Annotated in this window: 17 protein-coding genes; 7 read left to right on the forward strand and 10 right to left on the reverse strand. The window is 73.9% G+C overall.

Annotated features, from left to right (window positions below):
- The 7 genes from KBX26_RS19635 to KBX26_RS19665 form a co-directional block, all read right to left on the reverse strand.
- A complete protein-coding gene (locus tag KBX26_RS19635; RefSeq protein WP_210866100.1) occupies positions 1-2,157 on the reverse strand; it encodes an FtsX-like permease family protein in 2,157 nt (718 codons plus the stop codon).
- The gene (locus KBX26_RS19640) at positions 2,154-2,834 is read right to left on the reverse strand and encodes an ABC transporter ATP-binding protein (protein ID WP_030327550.1); all 681 of its coding nucleotides are present in this window, start codon (positions 2,832-2,834) and stop codon (positions 2,154-2,156) included. Before KBX26_RS19640 ends, KBX26_RS19635 begins: the two co-directional genes overlap by 4 nt.
- Positions 2,831-3,355, reverse strand: a complete 525-nt coding sequence (locus KBX26_RS19645) for a PadR family transcriptional regulator (RefSeq protein ID WP_210866101.1) — start codon at positions 3,353-3,355, stop codon at positions 2,831-2,833. The genes KBX26_RS19640 and KBX26_RS19645 overlap by 4 nt, the downstream gene beginning before the upstream one ends.
- Positions 3,356-3,459: 104 nt before the next feature.
- Positions 3,460-3,822 (reverse strand): fluoride efflux transporter CrcB, encoded by a 363-nt coding sequence (crcB, locus tag KBX26_RS19650; RefSeq protein WP_210866102.1) that lies wholly within the window; start codon positions 3,820-3,822, stop codon positions 3,460-3,462.
- A complete protein-coding gene (locus KBX26_RS19655; RefSeq protein ID WP_210866103.1) occupies positions 3,819-4,292 on the reverse strand; it encodes a CrcB family protein in 474 nt (157 codons plus the stop codon). The genes crcB and KBX26_RS19655 overlap by 4 nt, the downstream gene beginning before the upstream one ends.
- Positions 4,293-4,371: 79 nt before the next feature.
- Positions 4,372-5,130, reverse strand: a complete 759-nt coding sequence (locus KBX26_RS19660; protein ID WP_210866104.1) for a trans-aconitate 2-methyltransferase — start codon at positions 5,128-5,130, stop codon at positions 4,372-4,374.
- Between the two features lie 143 nt (positions 5,131-5,273).
- Positions 5,274-6,494 carry an MFS transporter gene (locus KBX26_RS19665; RefSeq protein WP_247680837.1) on the reverse strand — a complete coding sequence of 407 codons (1,221 nt, stop codon included), beginning with the start codon at positions 6,492-6,494 and terminating at the stop codon, positions 5,274-5,276.
- A 135-nt stretch (positions 6,495-6,629) separates the two neighbouring features.
- Here KBX26_RS19665 and KBX26_RS19670 point away from each other — a divergent pair, with 135 nt between their 5' ends.
- The 4 genes from KBX26_RS19670 to KBX26_RS19685 all read left to right on the forward strand — a co-directional run bounded on the left by KBX26_RS19670 (position 6,630) and on the right by KBX26_RS19685 (position 10,216).
- A complete protein-coding gene (locus KBX26_RS19670) occupies positions 6,630-7,079 on the forward strand; it encodes a MarR family winged helix-turn-helix transcriptional regulator (RefSeq protein ID WP_030327558.1) in 450 nt (149 codons plus the stop codon).
- A 75-nt stretch (positions 7,080-7,154) separates the two neighbouring features.
- Complete coding sequence (paaK, locus tag KBX26_RS19675) at positions 7,155-8,477, forward strand: phenylacetate--CoA ligase PaaK (protein ID WP_210862057.1); 1,323 nt, start codon at positions 7,155-7,157, stop codon at positions 8,475-8,477.
- A 10-nt stretch (positions 8,478-8,487) separates the two neighbouring features.
- Positions 8,488-9,594, forward strand: coding sequence for a nucleotide disphospho-sugar-binding domain-containing protein (locus KBX26_RS19680; RefSeq protein ID WP_210866105.1), 1,107 nt, complete (start codon positions 8,488-8,490; stop codon positions 9,592-9,594).
- A gap of 55 nt (positions 9,595-9,649) precedes the next feature.
- A complete protein-coding gene (locus KBX26_RS19685; protein ID WP_030327562.1) occupies positions 9,650-10,216 on the forward strand; it encodes a dienelactone hydrolase family protein in 567 nt (188 codons plus the stop codon).
- A gap of 61 nt (positions 10,217-10,277) precedes the next feature.
- On the opposite strand, the gene KBX26_RS19690 is transcribed toward KBX26_RS19685, so the two are convergent.
- The 3 genes from KBX26_RS19690 to KBX26_RS19700 form a co-directional block, all read right to left on the reverse strand.
- Positions 10,278-10,970 (reverse strand): hemerythrin domain-containing protein, encoded by a 693-nt coding sequence (locus KBX26_RS19690; RefSeq protein ID WP_030327564.1) that lies wholly within the window; start codon positions 10,968-10,970, stop codon positions 10,278-10,280.
- A gap of 90 nt (positions 10,971-11,060) precedes the next feature.
- Complete coding sequence (locus tag KBX26_RS19695) at positions 11,061-14,342, reverse strand: BTAD domain-containing putative transcriptional regulator (RefSeq protein WP_210866106.1); 3,282 nt, start codon at positions 14,340-14,342, stop codon at positions 11,061-11,063.
- A 105-nt stretch (positions 14,343-14,447) separates the two neighbouring features.
- Positions 14,448-16,685, reverse strand: coding sequence for an adenylate/guanylate cyclase domain-containing protein (locus KBX26_RS19700; protein WP_051708076.1), 2,238 nt, complete (start codon positions 16,683-16,685; stop codon positions 14,448-14,450).
- 194 nt (positions 16,686-16,879) lie between these two features.
- Here KBX26_RS19700 and KBX26_RS19705 point away from each other — a divergent pair, with 194 nt between their 5' ends.
- The 3 genes from KBX26_RS19705 (at position 16,880) to KBX26_RS19715 (ending at position 21,465) form a co-directional block, all read left to right on the forward strand.
- Positions 16,880-19,777: a LuxR family transcriptional regulator gene (locus KBX26_RS19705; RefSeq protein WP_210866107.1), complete on the forward strand. Its 2,898-nt coding sequence runs from the start codon at positions 16,880-16,882 to the stop codon at positions 19,775-19,777.
- Between the two features lie 140 nt (positions 19,778-19,917).
- On the forward strand, positions 19,918-20,688 hold the full coding sequence (locus KBX26_RS19710) for a DUF5995 family protein (RefSeq protein ID WP_030327568.1): 771 nt from the start codon (positions 19,918-19,920) through the stop codon (positions 20,686-20,688).
- Positions 20,689-21,063: 375 nt separating this feature from the next.
- Entirely contained in the window at positions 21,064-21,465 is a 402-nt protein-coding gene (locus KBX26_RS19715; protein ID WP_030327569.1) for a hypothetical protein, read from the forward strand.
- The last annotated feature ends 82 nt before the right edge of the window (positions 21,466-21,547 follow it).

Genomic DNA, 21,547 nt, shown 5'->3' on the forward strand with positions numbered 1-21,547 from the left:
TCACTCGCTGCGGGCGGTCTCCGGACCGGTGATCCGTTCCAGCAGCGGCAGGGTGGAGGCGATGACGGCGAGGCAGGCCGCCAACCCGACGACGACGATCACGTAGAAGCCCGGCTGCGGCGCGACGAGCGTGTAACCCATCTGCGCCCGCAGGAACAGGTGGGCGGCGAGCAGACCCATGCCGATGGCGACCGCGGCGACGGCGAGCATCGGTACGGCGCTCTCCAACGCGACCACCCGACGCAGCACCCGTACCGGCGCTCCGCTGAGCCGCAGCAGGCTGAACGGGCGTCGGCGTTCGGTGAGGCCGCCGATGACGCTGACCGCGAGGCTGCACCCGCCGAGCGCGAGGCTGGCGATGATGATGACGTTGGCCAGTTGTTCCCAGCCGCGCAGCGTGTCGGCGAAGTCCGACTCGAAGTCGCCGGGCACGTTCGGCCCCACCCAGAAGCTCGGGAAGGCGACCTCCAGCACGGTGCGGACGCGCTCGACGGCGGCGGCGGAACCGTCGGTGCCGACGACCATCGACCCGACCGGTAGCCGCTGGAGCTCGTCGAGGGTGAACGACGCGGCGGGCCAGACCGTCGCGGGCGAGGCCGACTCCCGCCAGCGGCTGAGACCGATCGGCACCTCGATGACGCTCGCGCCGTCGGCGCACCGGCCGTACGCGCTCGGGAGGTCGGTGCACGCGATCAACCCGCCCTCGCCGCCGTTCATGATGTCCGGGTCTTCCCGGACGGCGGTCGCGGACCGTACGCCGCTGATCGCCCGCAGCTCGGCGAAGAGCGGGTCGGGCACCGACGGCACCTTCTCGTCGAAGACGGTGGTCACCGTGCCCGCATCGGTCGAGCCGATCGGGGCCGGACCGCGGTTGTCGATGATCGTGGTGATCACGCCGACGGCCACGCTCGTCACGAAGAGCGCGAGCATGATGCCGCTGATCGCCCGGAAGCCTGCCTTCGGGTTGTCGGCGAGACGCCGCGCGGCGATGAGGGTGGCGGGGCGGCTGGCGTACCGGGCCATCACCCGGGCACCGACCATCGTCAGCCAGGGGCCGGCGAAGATCAGGCCGAGCATGATGAGCAGCAGCCCGGGCAGGAACACCGCCGCCTGGCCGTCGGACGTGGCGGGCCGGAAGCTGATGGCGAAGAACAGCACGGCGACGCCGAGCAGGATCGGGATCAGCCGGTACGCGCGCGGCGCACGGGGGGTGACCCGGCGGGTGACGCCCAGCGGCGAGATCCGTACCCGGCGCAGCGAGACCTGGGCGGCCAGCGCCGCGCCGGCCGGGACGCCGAGCGCCACCAGCAGGACGTCCAGCACGCCCAGTGACATGTCACTGGGGAAGAACGGCATGCCGGTGAACGGGATGCCCGCGAGCGGGTCGCGGAAGGCGTAGAACAGGCCGAAGCCGACGGCGGTGCCGGCGACGGCGGCGGCGGCCGCCTCCACCGCGGCGACCGTCGAGATCTGCCGGGGCGTCGCCCCGACCAGGCGCATCGCGGCGAAACGCTGCTCCCGGCGGGCGGCGCTGAGCCGGGTGGCGGTGCCGATGAAGATCAGTACCGGGAACAGCAGCCCGCCGGCGATCACGCCCAGGATGAGGTTCACCGCGGTCTCGGGAAGCGCTGGTTTGTCACCGACGTCGCTGACCTGCCTGGCGTCGGGCAGCTTGCCGACGCTGTCCGGGGTGCCGCCGACGATGGCGAGCAGGGTGTTCGGTGAGGTCAGCCCGGCGGGGGCGACGGTGCCGACGTCACGGCCCGGGTAACGGTCGCTCAACTGGTCGGCCGGGTGCGCGGCCAGCAGTTCCCGCAGCGCGGGCGAGGCGTAGAACTCGCCGGGACCGGGAGTGGTCGGGACGCCGGCCGGGGTGGGCGCGTTCGAGCCGGTGGCGGCCACGTCGATCCGGATGATCTGCTCGCCGCGGAAGTAGTCGTTTCGGGTCGACCACCACAGCGGGTCGGCGTCGCCGCCGGTCGAGGCGCTGGGATACACCGAGGCGTACCGGGTGAGCTGGGCGTCGACGGCGTTGACCCCGGCGAGTGTGGTCAGCAGCAGACCGCTGCCGACCGCGACGGCGGCGGCGATGACGATCAGGCGGGTGAGCGCCTCACGGCCGCCGGCCACGGCGAGGCGGAGCCCGAAGCGGATCATGAGGCGATCCGGTCCGGCGCGTTCACGCGCCCGTCGCGGACCATGACCTCGCGGTCGGCGTACGCGGCGATCCTCGCCTCGTGGGTGACCAGGATGACAGTGGTGCCCTGCTCGCGGGCGGCGCCGACCAGCAGGTCCATCACCTGCTCACCGGTGAGCGAGTCGAGCGCGCCGGTCGGCTCGTCGGCGAAGAGCACCTGCGGCTCGGCGACCAGGCCCCGGGCCAGGGCTACGCGCTGCGCCTGCCCACCGGACAACTCACCCGATCGGCGCTGTTGCATGCCGTCGAGGCCGAGGCGCTCGAACCAGGTGTACGCCCTGCGCAGCGCCTCGGTCCGGCGTACGCCGCTGAGCAGCATCGGAAGGGCGACGTTCTCGGCCGCCGTCAGCTCGGGGACGAGCTGGCCGAACTGGAACACGAACCCGAACCGGTCCCGGCGCAGGCTGCTGCGCTCGGTCTCGGCCATGGCGTGGACCTTGGCCCCGTCGAAGAGGATCTCGCCGGAGTCGGGCACCAGGATGCCGGCCAGGCAGTGCAGCAGGGTGGACTTGCCCGAGCCGCTGGGGCCCATGACGGCGACGATCTCGCCCGCGTCCACGGCGAGGCTGGCGCCGCGCAGGGCGGGGGTCTGACCGAAGGAGAATTCGACGTCACGCGCTTCGATCACGACGCTCACCGCCGCACCTCCTTCCGCAGGGCGTCCAGTCGGGCGCCGGTCATCTCGATCCACCGGAGGTCCGCCTCCAGGTGATAGAGGCCGTGGTCGGCGAGCAGCGCGTCGACCAGGCTGCCGGCGCGCTTGATCTCGGTCAGCTCCCGCATCCGCCGCAGGTGCGCGCTGCGCTGGGTGTCGAGGTATTCGGCGGCCGGCCGGTCGAGCATCAGCGCGAGCACGACCTTGGCGAAGAGCACCGTCTGCAGGTGTGGTTCCGGGTCGACCGGCTGGGTCAGCCACTGCTCGACCTCGGTCGCCCCGACGTCGGTGATGACGTAGCGCTTGCGGTCCGGGCCGGAGCCGGGGGCGACGTCGCTGATCACCACCTTGCCGTCGCGGGCCAGTCGGCTGAGGGTGGAGTAGACCTGGCCGAACGGCAACGGCTTGCCTCGGCCGAAGAAGGCGTCGTAGTCGCGCTTCAGGTCGTAACCGTGGCTGGGCTCCCGTTCGAGGAGGCCGAGAAGAGTCAGTGGCACGCTCATGCCGGAAGACTACACCGAGGGTATACCTCGCGTATATACCCTCGGTGTGTTGTGGGTCGACGCCTGGTCGAGGCGTTGATGGCGAGGCGATCGAGCTGGCGGGGTCAGCCGGCCAGGGCGCGGGCCAGGGTGTAACCGGCGGTGGCCGCGGCGAGTCCGGCGGCCACGCTGCCCAGCACGTTGGCCAGGGCGAGCAGCCGGTGCCCGCCCCTGGTCAGCCGCAGTGTCTCGTAGCTGAAGGTGGAGTAGGTGGTCAGCGCGCCGCAGAAGCCGGTGCTGAGCAACGCGCTGACCGCCGGGCCAGCCGGCCATCCGGCCAAGGCGCCGAGCAGCAGCGACCCTGCCACGTTGACCAGCAATGTGCCCCAGGGGAACACCGAGGCGTGTCGGGACTGCACGGCCCGGTCGGCGAGGTAGCGCAGCGGCGCGCCGATGGCCGCGCCCAGGGCGATGAGCAGGACGGTCATCGGGCCGCCCGGCGCAGCAGCCCGGCGGTGACCGCATCGCCCAGCCCGACCGCGACGAGCGCCCCGAGCACCGTCGCGGCGAGATACGCCAGCGCGATGCCCGGTGCGCCCGCGACGATCGCCTGCTGGACGTCGACCGCGTAGGTGGAGAAGGTGGTGAAGCCGCCGAGCACCCCGACCCCGAGGAACGGGCGAGCCAGCGGATGCCCACCGTCGAGGTGCCCGAGCACCGCCATCAGCACGCCGATCAGCAGGCAACCGGACGTGTTGATGGTGAAGGTGGCCCACGGGAATCCGGTCGGCGGGTGGGGAACGGCGTGTTGCAGGCCGGCCCGGGCCAGCGCGCCGAGCACCCCGCCGGCCGCGATCACCGCGAGAATCGTCGCGGGGCGCGCGGTCAGCTCGCGGCGGTCGGCGGGGACGCGCAGATCGACGTCGGGGTCGGTACGCGGCTCGAACGGCTCTGGCACGGCTCCTCAGCGTAGTGCCGGCGTCAGCGGCGTCAGCGCCCTGCCGTCGGGCTTGCCGCGCTGCCGGCGGAGGGTGGTGTCAGCGCACTGCCGCCACCGCGGCGTCCGGGCCGCCGCGCCAGAGCGTGCCGACCTCGCGGAAACCGGCGGCGGTGAGCGCGGCGAGGTGCCAGGAGACCGGTGGGTTCCACTCGGGGCTGTGCCCGGTCGGGTAGATCGCGTGACGCCGGGCGACCAGCGGGGCGAGCGCCGGATCGGCGCCGGCCCGCTCCCACCAGTCCGACCAGGACAGCATCGAGCCGGCGGCGTACCGGGCGTTGCGCCGGTCACGGGCCCGGTCCATCAGCCGCTTGGTCAGCTCCGGCAGGGTGTCGTCCGGCATGTGGTCGGCGTTGACGAAGACGCCGCCCGGGCGCAGCACGTCGCGCACCTCGGCGTAGAGCTGCCCGATCCGGTCGGCCGGCAGCCAGTGCAGGGCGGTGGCGGTGAGGACGGCGTCGTACTCGCGGTGGGGGAGCGCGGAGTGCCATTCGGGGGTGCCGAGGTCGGCCGTGATGATGGTGGCCCGGTCGGCCAGCGAGGCGCTGGCGATGGCGAGCAGCGCCGGGTCGAGGTCGACGAGCGTCGTCTGCGCGGTGGGGAAGCGGGCGAGGGTCCGCAGCGAGATGGTGCCGGTGCCGCCGGCCAGGTCGAGCACGCGCGGTGCCCGGCCGTCGATGACCGCGTCGACGGTGTCGAGCATCGCGGCGAACCGGTGTTCCCGGTCCGGGAGGTAGGCCTCCTGCTGGCGGTCCCAGCTTTCCTGCCAGGCCCAGGGATCCTCGATGTAAGGAGTCATAGCGATCAGGCTAATTACGCCACGAGTGCGTTGTCCAGACCTTGTTGCACATCTTTTGCAACTGCGAGAAGATGGCGAGGCGATGATCAGAGCGGCGCCGGGCCCGGCGCTTCCGTCCGGCCCGGCGTCCTCGTCCCGCGCCGTCAGAACGCGGCGTCCACCAGGCCCTCGTCGGCCCGGGCCGACTCGTCGCGACGGGCCAACCGCAGCGCTCCGAGCAGGACGCCCAAGCCGGCCAGAGTGAGCGCGGCACCGGCCCAGATCGGCGAGGTGTAGCCGAGCCCGGCGGCGATGGTCACACCGCCGATCCAGGCGCCCAGCGCGTTGCCGAGGTTGAACGCGGCGATGTTCGCCCCGGAGGCCAGGGTTGGCGCCTGCTGGGCGTACCGCATGATCCGCATTTGCAGCGGCGGCACGGTGGCGAAGCCGAACCCGCCCATCAGCACCAGCGCGACGATGGTCAGCACCGGGTTGGTGGCGGTCAGCGCGAAGCCGACGAGCACCACGGTGAGCACCGCCAGGACGGTGACCAGGGTGCGCGACAGGGACCGGTCCGCCGCCCGGCCGCCGAGCAGGTTGCCCGCGAAGAGCCCGGCTCCGAAGAGCACCAGCAGCCACGGCACCGTGCTGGAGGCGAAGCCGCTGACCTCGGTGAGCGTGTAGGCGATGTAGGTGAACGCGCCGAACATCCCACCGAAACCCAGGACGGTGATCACCAGGGAGAGCCAGACCTGGGCGTGGGTGAAGGCGCGCAACTCGCCGCGCAGCCCGCCGGCCGGCCGGTCGGCGTCGGCGGTGTCGCCCGCCGGGATGAGCGCTGCCAGCCCGACCAGGGCGACCACGCCGATGGCGGTGATCGCCCAGAACGTCGACCGCCAGCCGAAGTGCTGCCCGAGGAAGGTGCCGAAGGGCACGCCGAGCACGTTGGCGATGGTCAGGCCGGCGAACATCATGGCGATGGCACCCGCCCGGCGCGCGGGTGCGACCAGGCCGGCGGCGACCACCGCGCCGATGCCGAAGAACGCGCCGTGGCAGAGCGCGGCGACGATCCGGCCGGCCATCATCACGGCGTAGTCGCCGGCGATCGCGGAGAGCAGGTTGCCGATGATGAAGAGCACCATCAGGCCGAGCAGGACCGGTTTGCGCGGCAGTCGGGTGACCGCCGCGGTGAGGGCGACCCCGCCGACGGCCACGCTGAGCGCGTAGCCGGAGATCAACCAGCCGGCCACCGGTTCGGTGACCGCGAAGTCGGCGGCCACCTCGGGCAACAGCCCCATGATGACGAACTCGGTGAGCCCGATGCCGAAGGCGCCGATGGCCAGCGCGATCAGGCCGGGCGGCAGGGACGTGTGGCGTACGGACATGGTCTTCCCGTCGAGAGGGGGCAGATGTGAGGCGTGTGCAACTACACGCGCCAGCAACGAGATACTTGCACGCGCTTTATATCGGCGCAAGCGTGGTAGCCTGGCATCCGTTCAGATCACACCGAGGAGGCAGCCATGGGCATCGCGGACGACGCGGTCGAGATCCGCGCCCAGGGTTGGCGCACCCTCGCCGCCCTGCACGGGCTGATCGAGACGTCCCTGGAACGCGCCCTACAGGCCGGCCACGACCTCTCCGTCGTCGAATACACAGTGCTCGACGCGCTGTCCCGCCAGGACGGCTGGCACATGCGGATGAGCCAGCTCGCCCGCGCCGCCGCGCTCTCCGGCAGCGCCACCACCCGGCTGGTCACCCGCCTCGAACAGCGGGGGCTGCTCACCCGGATCCTCTGCGCCGACGACCGGCGCGGCATCTACACCGAGCTGACCCCGGCCGGCTCCGAGCTGCTCGCCCAGACCCGACCGACCCACGACCGGGTGCTCACCGAGGCGCTCGCCCAGGCGGAGGCCACCCCCGAGCTGGCACCACTGGTCGACGCCCTGCACCGGCTGCCCGCCGCCCGCTGACCGCCCCGCCGGCCGGCGCGACGGCGGGCGTACGGTACCCGCAGCCCCACCGGGACCGCGCCAAGGAGGCAGCCGATGCAGGACCGCACCCCTCGTCCGGAGGAGCTGGAGCCGATCGAGCGCGCCGGCATCGACGAGCTGCGCGCCCTGCAACGCGACCGACTGCGCTGGTCGCTGCGGCACGCGTACGACAACGTGCCGCACTACCGGCGGGCGTTCGACGCGGTCGGGGTGCACCCCGACGACTGCCGGGATCTCGACGACCTGGCCCGCTTCCCGTTCACCGGCAAGGCCGAGCTGCGGGAGAACTACCCGTTCGGCATGTTCGCCGTACCCCGGGAGCGGGTCGCCCGCCTGCACGCCTCCTCCGGCACCACCGGCCGCCCGACGGTGGTCGGCTACACCCGCGACGACCTGCGCACCTGGGCGCGCCTGATGGCCCGCTCGATCCGCGCCTCCGGCGGCCGTCCGGGTGACCGGGTGCACGTCGCGTACGGCTACGGGCTCTTCACCGGCGGTCTGGGCGCGCACTACGGGGCTGAAGAGTTGGGCTGCACCGTCATCCCGGTCTCCGGTGGCATGACCGAGCGTCAGGTCATGCTGATCCGCGACTTCGAACCCGAGGTCATCATGGTCACGCCCAGCTACCTGCTGGCCATCGTGGACGAGATGCGCCGCCAGGGCATCGACCCGCGGTCCACCTCGCTGCGGGTGGGCATCTTCGGGGCCGAGCCGTGGACCGAGGACATGCGCCGGGAGATCGAGCAGCAGCTGGACATCCACGCCGTCGACATCTACGGGCTCTCCGAGGTGATGGGTCCCGGTGTGGCGACCGAGTGCGTCGAGACCAAGGACGGGCTGCACCTCTGGGAGGACCACTTCTACCCGGAGATCATCGACCCGGTCACCGGGGCCGTGCTGCCCGACGGCGAGCGCGGTGAGCTGGTGTTGACCTCGCTGAGCAAGGAGGCGATGCCGGTCGTGCGCTACCGCACCCGCGACCTGACCCGGCTGCTGCCCGGCACCGCCCGGCCGATGCGCCGGATCGAGAAGATCACCGGCCGGACCGACGACATGATGATCCTGCGCGGGGTGAACATCTTCCCCACCCAGATCGAGGAGCTGATCCTGCGGATCCCGCAGTTGTCGCCGCACTTCCAGTGCGTCCTTGACCGGCACGGCCGGCTGGACACCCTCACGGTGCGGGTGGAGCGGCGCGCCGGCGTCGCCGTGGATGCCGCCGAGCGGGCCGGCGGCACGCTGGTGCAGCTGGTGAAGAACACCATCGGCGTGAGCGTGGCGGTCGACGTCCTTGCCCCGGACACTGTGGAACGGTCGATGGGCAAGATGCGCCGCATCGTCGACCAGCGGCCCACCTCGACGTCGAACCCGACATAGGATCCCGCGCATGCGTGTGCTGGTGGTCTCCGCCCCGCTCGTCGGGCACGTCTTCCCACTGGTGCCGCTCGCGGTCGCGCTGCGCGACGCCGGCCACGACGTGCTGGTGGCCACCGGCGGTGGGGGCCTGGCCGCCGCCGAGGCCGGTCTGTCGGTGCACGACATCGCGCCGGGCTTCGACTTCGGGCGGATCGCGCTGCGGGTCTTCCCTCGCCATCCGCTGATCGCCCGCGCGGAGCTGGCCGGCACCGCCGGCACCCGGGGCGCCGGCCTGCTGTTCGGCGCGCTCAACGACCAGCTCACCGACCCGGTGGTCGCGCTGGCCACCGACTGGCGGCCGCATCTGGTGGTGTACGAGCCGTTCGCGGTCGCCGGTGCGGTCGCCGCCGCGCGCCTCGACGTGCCGGCCGTACGCCAGGAGAACGCCCTCTTCGACGGCCGGGATCTGGTCCGCGCCACCGTCGCCCGACTCGGCGGTGCGCTGCGCCGCTACGGCCTCACCGAGCTGCCCGCGCCGGCCGCCGCCCTGGCCGTGGCCCCGCCCAGCGTTGCCACGCAGGGCGGCTGGCCGATGCGCTACTCGTCCTACGTGGGCGGTGGCCAGCTGCCGGACTGGCTGCGCGAGCCGGGTGACCGCCAGCGGATCCTGGTCACCCGCAGCACCCTGACCGGCCCCGGCGACCGGGGGCCGATGCCCGCCGTGGTGGCCGCCGCCGCCGAGGTGGACGCGGAGATCGTGCTGGTCCGTCCCGACGAACGGTCGGCCCGCTCGGTGCCCGGCAACGTCCGGGTGGTCGACTGGATCCCCCTCGACGAGGCGTTGCCGGCGAGCACGGCGCTGGTGCACCACGGTGGGGCGGGCAGCGTCCTCGGTGCCCTCGCCGCCGGCCTGCCCCAACTGGCCACCACGGGTCCCGGGGACCGGCGGCACAACGCCGAGCTGGTGGCCCGCCGGGGCGCCGGTCTGGCGCTGCGTCCCCGCGACATCACCGCGCGGGCCCTGACCCAGCTGCTCACCGACGAGCGCCTGCGTACCGCCGCCGCACAGGTCAGCCGCGAGATCGCCGGGATGCCGGCACCGACCGACCTGGTCGCGCGGCTGACGGCACTGGTCTGACGCCCGCTGGGCGTGGCCACCCCGGACTGTCGCCCGGCTGCGGCAGGATGACCGGATGCGACACGTCGTGCTGTTTCACTCCGTGTACGGGCTGCGCCCCGCCGTGCGCGCCGCCGCCGACCGGTTGCGCGCCGCCGGGCACCAGGTCAGCACCCCCGACCTGTACGGCGTCCCGGCCGCCGACACCGTCGAGGAGGGCTTCGCGCTGCTCGACAAGATCGGCCAGGAGGTGGTGCTGGACCGGGCCCGGGCCGCGCTGCGTGACCTGCCACCGCAGACCGTGCTCGCCGGCTTCTCGATGGGCGCCGGGGTGGCCGGGGCGCTGCTGGCCGAGCGCCCCGACGCTGCCGGTCTGCTCCTGCTGCACGGCACCGGTGGGGCCCCGGACGCGGTCCGACCCGGGTTGCCGGTGCAGCTGCACCTCGCCGACCCCGACCCGTACGACGTCCCGGACGAGGTCGACGAGTGGCAGCGGGCCATGACCGGCGCCGGCGCCGACCTGACGGTGTTCCGCTATCCCGGGGTGGGCCACCTGTTCACCGATCCGGAGGTGGCTGAGTATTCCCCGGACGCCAGCGCGGCGGCCTGGCCGCGCGTGCTGGCCTTCCTGGCCGCTTGCTGATCACCAGGCCCGGGGGCGTGACCTCGTCGCCCTGGCCGGTCGACTGAGCCGCCGACCCCGCTCAGTTGGCGGTGGCGCCGATGCGTGGGGGAGTGGCGGTGCCGTGCACCCGCCGGGCGTGGTTGGCGAACAGCCGGGGCGCGATGATCGGCATGAGCAACCGGGCCGGCAGCGGGGCGTGCGCGAGCACCGCCTTGACCACTGCCGGGTCGCCCTCGTACATGGCCAGGCCGAAGGCCAACGGCAGCTGCTTCTTCGAGGACTTGCTCATCCCGTGCTCGCCGAGCCGCATCCACTCCCTGGCGGTGACGTGCCGTTCCGCCAGGGGCAGGATCTCCTTCTCCTCCAGGGCCATGTGCTCGATCAGCGCGCTGCGGAGCTGTTCCAGGGCGTCGGCGAGCTGCTCGCCGTCGCGTCCGGTACGACGCCACTGGGGGAGGAGGGCCACCACCGCCGCGTGGGCGTCCTCGATGGCGTGGTGCTGCGCCTCCATGGTGGGGACGATCGCCGTCGCCTGCGCGCCGCCGCGCTCCAGCAGCAGCGGCCACAGCAGCAGGTCCTCGCCCTCGTGGTGCAGGTGCAGGATGTGGCAGAGCATCTCGGCGTGGGCGCCGACGACCTCCGCGCGCCTGGTGTCGCCCGGTGTGACGTCCCGGACGAGCTGCGGCAGCAGGCTGAATTCGCGACGGAGCGCGGAGTGCGCCATGTACATGTCGCGCACGTCGGCCATGGCTTCGCGGTGGTTCTGGTTCACGGTGACCTTTCCGAGGGATCAACTGGCACAGATCTGTTGATCATGCTCGGTGTCACTTGTAACCGGCTTGGAATCCGCCAACCGTGCCGGTCAGCCGGCCAACGCCCCCGTCGCCTCGGCCAGCCAGTGCGGCGACTCCCACCGGCGGGCCACCCGCGCGGCGAGGGTGAAGTGCCGGGTCGCCTCCTCGGTGCGGCCCAGCAGCCGGCACAGCTCCCCGAGCGTCAACGCGACCGGCCGCACCACGGCCGCGGTGGTGGAGAAACCGGCCAGTTGGTCGCTGACCGGGAGCAGCGCGTCGATCACCGGCTGGGCCAGGTCCCGTCGACCCAGCGCCACGATGACCATCCCGCGGACGGTGAGCAACGCCGACTCGAAGTAGTCCGGGCGGTACGTGTGCCGCCCGATCGGCATGGCCCGCGCCTCGGCCAGGCGTCCGCTCCCGATCAACGCCAGCGCCAGCAGGTCGTCCACGATCGGACCCAGCGACTCCCGGATCCGCCGGGTCGCCGCCAGGTGCTCACCGAACCGTCCCTGGCTGATCAGCAGGGTCCCGGTGGAGAAGTAGTGGAAGGACTCGGCGTGCAGCGAACCCTGCCGCCGCATCTGCGCGGCGACCTCGTCGTAGTGCCGTTGCGCGGCGACGAAGTCACCGGCGACGTGCGCGAGGGTGCCCAACGAGCACAGGTTGATGGTCTGCGCCTCGTTCAGCTGGTACGTCTCGGCCAGCCACCCCTGCCGGGCGACGCTGAGGCGCAGCTCGTCCGGCTCGTTGAGGGCGGCGGCGCAGTGGCCCAGCACCTGCTCGGCGACCGAGCGGTAGGTCACCAGCCCATGCTCGTCGGCGAGGTCGCGCAGCTCCACGGCCAGCTCCCGACGGGCCGGCGCTTCCCGCTCGTAGCTCATGGTGCGCATCCGCGCGGCCAGCCCGAGGGCCCGCAGCTCGGGGTCGTCGAGGCGCCGCCCGAGGGCCAACGCCTCCCGCCCGGCCGCCACGCCGCGCGGGTCGGATTCGCCGTCCAACTCCGTGGCGAGCGCCTCCAGCAGTCGGCAACGGGCAACCGGGTCCAGGTCGTCGGCGCGCAGCAGCCGGGTGAGCACCTCGACGACGCGGTGGTCCACCACGCCGTACTCGTGGGTCAGCCACGGGGTGGGGACGGTCCACGCGGTGAACGCCGCGACCAGCAGATCGTCGCGGCCGGACTGCGCGGCGACGTCGAAAGCCCGGGCGCGGGTCTGCCGGGCGGCGGCCACCGCACCGGCGCGCGCATAGGCGCGCAACAGCCGGCCGAGCAGGTCGACCCGCAGCGCGTCGCGGTCCCCGGTGACCGTGGCGGCGGCCTCGACGGCGTTGCTGAGCAGCTCGATCGCGGCGTCGTACGCGTACCGTCGCTCGGCCAGTTCGGCGGCCCGGATGGCGTAGTCCACGGCGAGCGGCGCGGTGTCGGCCGACGCGGCGCGGGCGTACTGGTGGGCGAGGGCCGGGTAGTCGTCGGGCCGCAACCGGCGGGTGGCGGCGGCGATCCGGGCGTGCAGGCGGGTGCGGCGCAGCTGCGGCAGGTCGGTGTAGATGGTGTCGCAGACGAGGCCGTGCACGAACCGCACCCGCCCGGGCGCCGGTTCGGTGAGCAGTCCGGCGGCCAGCCCGGCCTCCAGCCCCCGTAGCACAGTGGCCTCGTCGGTGCCGGCGGCGTCGACGAGCGTCGGCACGTCAGCCTCCCGCCCGACGGCGGCGGTGAGGCGCAGCACCGACACGGCCGTCGCCGGCAGCCGGGAGAGCCGTCGGCGCAGCACGTCGCGTACGCCCTCGGGCACGTCGGAGGTGGCGACGAGCGTGCCCTCGGCGGCGAGCAGCCGCGCCGACTCCCGGACGTAGAACGGGTTGCCGCCGGTCCGCTCGGCCAACGCGGCGACCGTGTCCGGGTCGACGGTGGTCCGGGCCAGCGCGCCGAGCAGCCGTTCGACCTCGGACGTGCTCAGGCCGCCCAGCGGGATCCGGTGGGGTGACCGGCGGGCCAGCACGGCCATCGTCTCGGCGAGGCGGTCGGCGTTGTCCGCGGGCCGCAGCGCCGCGACGAACAGGACGGCGCCGGTGGTCATCTCGGTGACGCTCTGCAACAGCAGCAGGGTCTCCGCGTCGGCGGCGTGCAGGTCGTCGAGGATCACGGCGACCGGTCTGCGGGTCGCGGCGGCGTCCAACCAGGTGCCCACCGCGCGGTGCAGCCGGAACCGGCCGGCGGTGACGTCGCCACCGGGCTCACCGTCGCCGCCGAGCAGCGGGGCGAGCGCGGGTGCGAGGTCGCCCGGGGGTGCCTGCTCGGCGAGTTGCCGCAGCGCCTCGACCCAGGCCCAGGCCGGCGGGGCGCCGTCGACCTCGGGGCAACGGCCGACGGTGACCAGCCAGCCGTGGTCGGTGAGCTCCTGCCGGAACCGGGTGAGCAGGCTGGTCTTGCCGGCCCCGGCCTCACCGCTGAGCACTGCGACACGCGGCCCGCTCGCCACCGTGTCGGCGGCGGCCTGCCGCAGCGCTTCCCCCTCGACCTCGCGGCCGACGAAGACCTCCTGCGACACCTGTCGCCCGGCGCGTACCGGTGCCGGCGTCGCCGGTGGCAGCAGGTCGAGGCGCTGGCCGAGGATCGCGGACTCCACCTCGACCAACGCCGGGCCCGGGTCCAGACCGAGCTGGTCGGCCAGGGTCGCCCGCGCCCGCCGCAGCGCGGCGAGCGCGTCGCCCTGCCGGCCGGTATGCCACAACGCCAGCGCCAGCAACCGCCAGCTCTCCTCCCGCAGCGGCGCCTGCCGGGTCAGCAACTCCGCCTCCGGCACCGCCTCGGCCGCGTCGCCGCAGCGCACCGTCACGTCGAGCAGCAACTCCCGGGCGCCGAGGCGCAGCTCCTCCAGCCGCAACACCTCCGGCTGCGCCCACGGCTCCCCGGCGAACTCGGCGTACGCCCGACCGCGCCACAGGTCGAGGCCGTCGCGCAGCAGGTGACGTGCCCGGCTCGGGTCGGTGGGGCCGACGGCGCGCGCCTCGGCGAGCAGGGTCTCGAACCGGCCGGCGTCGACGGCGTCGGCGGGCAGCCGCAGCGCGTAACCCGGTGCCGCGGTGACCAGGACCCGGGCCGGCGCCCGGCGTTCGCGGGCCGGTTCCACCAGGCGGCGCAGGTGCGAGATGTACGCCTGCAGGGAGGCGATCGCCCGTGGTGGCGCGTCACCCCGCCACAGATCCTCGATCAGCTGACCGACGGAGACGACCTCGCCCCGGGCCGCGAGCAGCAGCGCGAGCACGGCGCGTTGCCGGGGGCCGCCGAGGTCGACCGGCCCGCCTGTGTCGACCTCGACCTCAAGCGGCCCGAGCACCCGTAGCAGCATGACGGGACCAATCCTAGTCACGCCGGGTGACCGGCTCGCCCGCTCCCGTCGGACGGTGGCAAGCCAGCTCACCCCAGGTGGGGGCGCCTCGCTCTCGATGCCACCTCAGGCGCAGGCGGCCAGAGCGTCCGACCAGCGCGGCGACGGCGTACCGGGCGTGCCGCGTAACGGGGGTGTCTCCCCGACGCCGACGAGCGCACCCCGTCGGGCGGAGCCCGGTACGGCGGGCCTGGCGCTGATCGCCGCCCGGGATCGGGCGACCTCCGGGGGCCAGTGCCCGGCCGCGTTGCGTCGGGACGCGGCCGTCGAGGCGGCCGGGGTCGGCGGCCCGTCACCGGCCGACCCGACGACCCGCAGCCGACCGGAACCCGGCGAACGGTGGGTCTGCCGATTCGGCGCGGCCGGCGCGGTGGCCATCGTCGGGGTGCGAACGGGTCGGTGCCGCACCGGGCCGTTGGCACCCGGTCGCGACACCGGGGCCAGTGTGGTGTCGAGGCCGGCCCGGGAGCGGACCGCGTCGAGACGCACGACCTGCGCGGTCGCGGCGTCGACGACGCCGGTGCCGACCGCCTCGGCAGGGTCGGCGGTGTGCGCGTGGACGGTGTCGAGGCGCGGCGTGTCGGCGGTTCGGCTGGCGAAGACGGCGCGCAGGGCGCGGGGCAACCGCTCGGCGGCGACCTGGCGCAGCGCGGGCGCGGCGAACGCGTACCCGTCGACGCGGTGCGGACGCAGCAGCCCGGCGGCGACCAGACCGCGCAGCGCGGGTGCGGACCGGCCGGGCGTCCAGCCGAGTGCCCGGTCCACTGCCGCGCCGTGGATGAGGCCACCGAGGGTGCCGGCGGCCATCAGCACCGCCCGCCGCTCACCGTCGAGGTGGTCCACTTCCGCGCCGACCGCCCGGCGGACCGCCTCGGGCAGCGCAAGTGCCGCCGGGTCGGCGCCGTCCACCAGCGACGTCACGTACGCCGTCGCGTGCCCGGGGCGGCCTCCCACCAGCGGCAGCAGCCGGTCGACCAGGGCCACCGGCTGCCCGGCCCGGCTGAGCAGGTGGCGCAGCAGCCGGCCGGACTGCACAGTGGCCAGCGGGCCGATCGTCACCCGTCGGGCCGGACCGGGCCGGGTGTCGGCCCACTGCGGCTGGTGCACGGTGAGCACTGCCAGCGGCAGCGCGCGCTCGGTCGCCGCGCGGAACAACGCGTGCAGGAACCGGCTCACCGCCGGCGCGGCCCGGTCCAGGTCGTCGACGGCCACGATCAGCGGCCGGTCGGCGGCCAGGCGCAGCAGGACCTCCCGGCAGATCGCCGCGCCGGCGAGGGCGGCGGCCGAGCCGTCCGGGGTGGTCAGCAGGCGCTGCAGCGCCGGGACGGCGGTGGCCACCCTGGTCGGCGGGAACAGCGGCGTCAGGGCGGTGACCAGCCGGTCGTGGACCGCCGCCGGGCCGTCGCTGTGCCGGATCCCGGCGAGGTTTCGGAGCAGGTGCGCGACCGGCGCCAACACCTGATCGGGGTACGGCTGGCAGGCCGCCACGCACCAGCGGACGGGCGTACCGTCCACCGTGGTCAGGCCGCGGGTCAGCTCGTGCAGCAGCCGGCTGCGGCCACTGCCGGTGGGGCCGACCAGGGAGATCCAGCGTGGCGCCCGGTCCCGGATGGCCCCGCCCAACTGGTCGCGGATGGTGGCCAGTTCGCGGCGTCGGCCGATCAGCGGACCGTCGTGCCGGTCGGCGCCGGGACGGACCGGGCCGACGGCGTGCCACAGCGGCACCGGCGGCACCCGACCGGCCACCGGCACCGGCGTCAGCTGACGCTGGGTGATCAGGCCGGCGGTGGCGCGGGCGGTGGCCGCGCAGAGCGCGACGCCGCCGGGTGCGGCGTACTCCTGCAGGCGGGCGGCGGCGGTGATCACCGCGCCGCTGGCCACGCCGTGCCCGCCGGTGACGACGTCGCCGAGGTCGACCACGACCTCGCCGGTGGCCACCCCGACGCGGACGCGCAGCCGGATGTCGCCGACCATGGGCCGGCGGTCCAGCGCGGCCTGGATCTCCAGGCCGGCGCGCACCGCCCGGTAGGCGTCGAAGCCGTCGGAGTGCCGCGCGCCGAAGAGGGCCATCACGGCGTCGCCGATGTACTTCTCCACCACCCCCTGCCAGCGGTGCAGCACACCGGCGACGGTGTCGAAGTAGGCCTGCTGCAACGCCCGGACGTCCTCCGGGTCGAGGCGGCCCACCAGGGCCGTGGAGCCGACGATGTCCGCGAAGAGGACGGTGACGACGCGCCTCTCCTGCGGTACCGGCCAGAGCGGGGTGACGGTCCGTTGCGTGTCGACGATGATGCTGGTGGTCATGGGTGTCGCACCGGCCTTTCTCCCCGCGGTTGCCTGATCACCTCCGGAGATTGGCACTCCTGGGCCGACGGGGGATCTGCAGAACGACGTATGTCGGCCACCTGCAACCTTTAGTCGCAAAGTCGACGCGAGGAGTACCACAAGCGGCAGGCAGCCGTAGAACGGTGCGGGGCCCTGTGATTAGGCTGCGTGGCATGGCCAGCGATGTGGACACCGCACCGCTCGTGGGCCGGGCCGAGCTGGTGCAGACGGTTCGGTCCGCGTTGCTCGGTGACGGCGCGCACGGGCAGACCGCGGCGGTCTTCCTGACCGGCGAGAGCGGTGTGGGAAAGACCCGGCTGTTGGATGAGATCGGCGACCGCCTGCGGGAGCGGGGTGCCGTGGTGCTCACCGGCAGCTGCCTGGACATCGGCGACGCCTCACCGCTGCACCCGCTGTTGCAGGCGCTGCGCCGGTTCGACACCGAAGTGTCCGCCTCGCCCGCCCGCACCTCCTCGGCGGTGCGGGGGCTGCTGCAGATGTTCGCCGACGAGACCGCCGGCCCGGACGGCGCGGGCGCGTTGCTGGAGCGGGTCTCCCGCGGCCTGCACCTGATCGCCGAGGGTCGGCCGTTGGTGCTGATCCTGGACGACCTGCAGTGGGTCGACCGCAGCACCCGTCAGCTTCTGCTCTACCTGCTCGCCGGCCTGGGTGATCTTCAGCTGTCGGTGTTGGCCGCGGTCCGGGCCGAGTCGTTGCAGGGCGCGCACCCGCTGCGTCGGGTGCTCACCGAATTGCGTCGGCTGCGCACGGTGCGGGTGCTCGACCTGGCGCCGCTGGGTCGGGCCGACACCGAGACGCTCGCCGCTGCGGTGGTCGGCCGGACGCTGAGCGCCGACGCGGCCGAGCAGGTGTGGCAGCGCAGCGGCGGCAACCCGTTCGTCATCGAGGAACTGGCCCGCGACCTGCGCGACGGCCGCGACGGCCTGTCCGAGACACTGCGGGAGATCTTCCTCGACCGCGTCGACGCGTTGCCCCAGCACGCGCACGCCGTGGTGCACGCGGTGGCCGCCGGTGTCGAGCCGGTGCAGCACTGGCTGCTGGCCGAGGTGCTGCGGATGCCGGAGGACGAGCTGATCGCCGCGGCTCGCGCCGCTGTCGCGCACCGGCTGCTGGTCGGCGCCGACGACGGCTACCGGCTGCGGCACCGCCTCGTCGCCGAGGTGTTGGCCCACGAGCTGCTGCCAGCCGAGCGCTCCGGGCTGCACCGCCGCTACGCCGAGGCGCTGACCACGGCGCCGGGCGAGCTGCACCAGGCCCGGCTGGCGCACCACTGGCGACTGGCCGGCGAACCGGCACGCGCCCTGCCGGCGGCGGTGGCCGCCGCGCAGGAGGCCGAACGGCTGCACGGTTACGCCGAGGCGCACCGGCACTGGTCTGCGGCGTTGCAGTTGGCCGCCGAGCCGGGCCCGTCGACGGTGGACCGGGTCGAGTTGCTGGAGAACGCCGCCGAGGCGGCCCACCACTGTGGGGAGCACGCCCGCGCGTTGGCCCTGCTGGAGGAGCTGGTCGCGCTGCGCGGTGGCGAGCCGAGCTGCGCGCTGCACATCCGCCGTGCCCGTTACCTGGCCGCCGCCGGTCGCTCCGCGTTGGCCGAGGAGGAGTACCAGCGGGCGCTGAAGGCCGAAGACTGCTCCCCCCGGGACCGGGCCACCGCCGCCGCCCGGCTGGCCGAGCTGCTGCTGCACCTCGGCCGGTACGCCGACGCCGGCGAGCGGGCCCGCGAGGCGCTGGCGTTGGCCGAGAACGTGGCGGGCTCGACGACCGAGGTGGTGCTGGCCAGTTCGGCGCTGGGCTTCAGCGACGCCTTCCTGGAAGACCCGGACGCCGGCCTGGCGGTCATGCGTGACGCCCTCGACACCGCCGAGCGCGCCGGTCAGCCGGAGGATGTGGCCTGCGCGTACCTGCACCTGGCGGAGCTGTTGACCGGGCCGCTGAACATCCTCGAAGAGGGTGTGGTGGTGGCCCGTCGGGGTGCCGAACGGGTGGCCGAGCTGGGGCTGGGCCGCACCTGGGGCACCCGGCTGCTGGCCATCGCCATCAACGGGCTGTTCCGGGTGGGCCAGTGGGCCGAGGCGGAGAAGGTGGTGGCCGTAGCGCTGCGACACCGACCGTCCGGTGCGGACGCGGTGGAGCTGCTGCTGGCCCGGTGCCGGCTCTCGGTGGGCTACGGCGACATCGAGGCCGCCGGTCGGGACCTCGACGCGGTGGCGACCCTGCTCGCCGGCGGCGGGGCGCGGCACGTCATTCCGCTGCTCACCCTGCGCTCCGGGCTGGCCATGTGGGAGGGTCGGCACGACGTGGCGCGGCAGGCCGTGCAGCGCGGCCTCACCGAGAGCCGTTCCGACGACGTGATGATCCTCTCCGCGTTGGTCTGGCACGGCCTGCGCGCCGAGGCGGAGGCGCACGCCAGCCGCACCGTGGAGGTGGACCCGACGGCGGTGCGCCGGCTGCGCGACGTGGCCGACCGGATGGCCCGCAAGAGCGCCGGCGCCGCCCGGCCGGTGCGCTCGGTGGTGGAGGGCTTCCTGGCGTTGTGCGCCGCCGAGGTGAGCCGCCTCGACGGCAGCGACCCGGAGCTGTGGGCGGTGTCGGCCGCCGAGTGGGATCGGCGCAACCACCCCTATCCGGCGGCCTACTCGCGGCTGCGGCAGGCCGAGGCGCTGCTGGCCCGCCGCAGCCGGCTGGCCACCGCCGGCAAGCTCCTGCGGGAGGCGTACCGGGTGGCGCAGGGGCTGGGTGCGGTGCCGTTGACCTCGGAGATCCGCGAGTTGGCCGGGCGGGCCCGGGTGTCGCTGGACGAGCGCGACACCACCACCGGTACGCGCAGCGCACCGGCGGAGGCGTCCGACGACGAGCTGACGGCGCTCACCGCACGGGAGCGGGAGGTGCTCGCCCTGGTCGCGGAGGGGTTGACCAACAAGGAGATCGGGCAGCGGCTGTTCATCAGCGAGCGGACCATCGGTGTGCACGTGTCGCACATCTTCGACAAGCTCCAGGTCCGGACCCGGGTGCAGGCCAGCGCGATCCAGCTGCGCAACCAACGGGGCTGACTTACCACCACGACGTATCCCGGCGCGCGTGTGCGCGCCGGGATACGTCGTTCTACTGATCCGGCGGGCCGGTGTCGGCTGAGAGGCTGAGCCGCGTCGACGACGGCACGGGGGATGCCGCCGACCACAATGGAGGAGAAATGATCGAACCGGTCTGGGGGCCCGTGCACCGGGACATCGTCGACCTGCTCGCCGACCACCCCGCGGACGTGCCGGCCGTGGTCGATCATTTGACCAAGCTGCAGGACATGCTGGTCCGGCTGCCACCGTTGGAGGCCAGTTGCCCGCTGGCCGACTTCAACAAGCTCTACCTGACGATCACCAGCAGCGTGTTGGACGGGCTGTACGACGACCGCTTCATCGACCCGGTCTTCCTCTCCCGGCTCGACGTCGAGTTCGCCGCCCGCTACTTCGACGCGATGCGGCTGTGGACCGACTCCAGCCCCGGCACCCCGAAGGCGTGGTCGTGCCTGTTCGAGCGGATGCGGGGGCCGGACGCCCGCCCGCTGCCCTCGGCGGCGGCCGGGGTGAACGCGCACATCAACTTCGACCTGCCGTTCGCCCTGGTGACCACGTTCGACCACCTGGAGTCGGAGCCGGTCGACGGCAGCGACCAGCACCACGACTACCTCGAGATCAACAACATCTTCGCGGACAAGATCCCCGGCCTGCGCCGTGGCTACCTGGAGCGGTGGCAGCTGCTCATCGACATGCTCAACGGTGACATCGACGACTGGTACCAGGGGGAACTGGTCGAGTACACGCGCGATGTCGCCTGGCGCAACGCGCAGAAGATCTGGCGGTGCCGGCACGACCCGCAGGCCCGCGAGTGTGAGCGCACGCGGTTGGACGACAACGCCGCGGCGCTCGGCCGGTTGCTGCTCTCGCCCCTCGGGGCGTTCCTGCAGTAGCCGGGACGGGGGGCTCCCGCGCTCCGCCCCGTGGGGGGCGGCGGAGCGCGGGAGCGCGTCCCACCAGTTCCACCCCGCGCTGGCCACCCGAAATCGGGTCGGTCACGAGCGGGGACAGCCGGTCGGCCCGGGGGGTGTCGACCGTCTGCCACCGTCGGCCGGCCCGGGGGGTGTCGGCCGGCGGTGGGGGACCGCCGGGTGGGGGCGCGTCGACGGCGTGCGGATCCGGGGGTGTCGGCGGGCTCGGATCGGGTACGCCCGCGCCATGATTGTCCTGGCCCGGCGTCGGCCCGCCGCCCGCCCCCGGCCCGCGCGGCCCGGCCCGCTGCGGCCGGGCGGCCCGGTGTCGCGACCCACCGCGCGGCCCGGCGCCCGATGACCGGCGTCGCGACGCGATTTCCGTTCCGCTTCGATGCGGCGTTCCGGCCGATGCTGGCCCTGCTGGGGGTCCGTCCGGCGACGGCCTGGGTCGCCGTCAGCGAACGGGATCTGATGATCCGGTACGGGCCGTGGCGGCTGCGGACCGCCCGGGACAACGTCGTCGCCGTCGAGCTGAGCGGGCCGTACCGCTGGTGGCGGGCGATCGGCCCGCACCTGTCGCTGGCCGACGGCGGTGCGACCTTCGGCAGCAGTACGGCTGGCGGGATCTGTCTGCGCTTCGGCGTACCGGTGCCGGCGTTGCTGCCCGGCGGGCGGCTGCGGCACCCGGCGGCCACGGTGACCGTCACCGACCCACCCGCGCTGGCCCGGCTGCTCGCCGTCGCGGACCTGTCCTGAGCAGGCCGAACAGGTGGCCGGTTCCGCCGACCGGGCGCCGGGGCAGCGCCTACCGTCGGATCAGGACCTGTGAGGGTGGGAC

It is taken from the genome of Micromonospora sp. C97 (assembly GCF_018070385.1).
In the GTDB taxonomy this organism is placed as follows: Bacteria; Actinomycetota; Actinomycetes; order Mycobacteriales; family Micromonosporaceae; genus Micromonospora; species Micromonospora parva.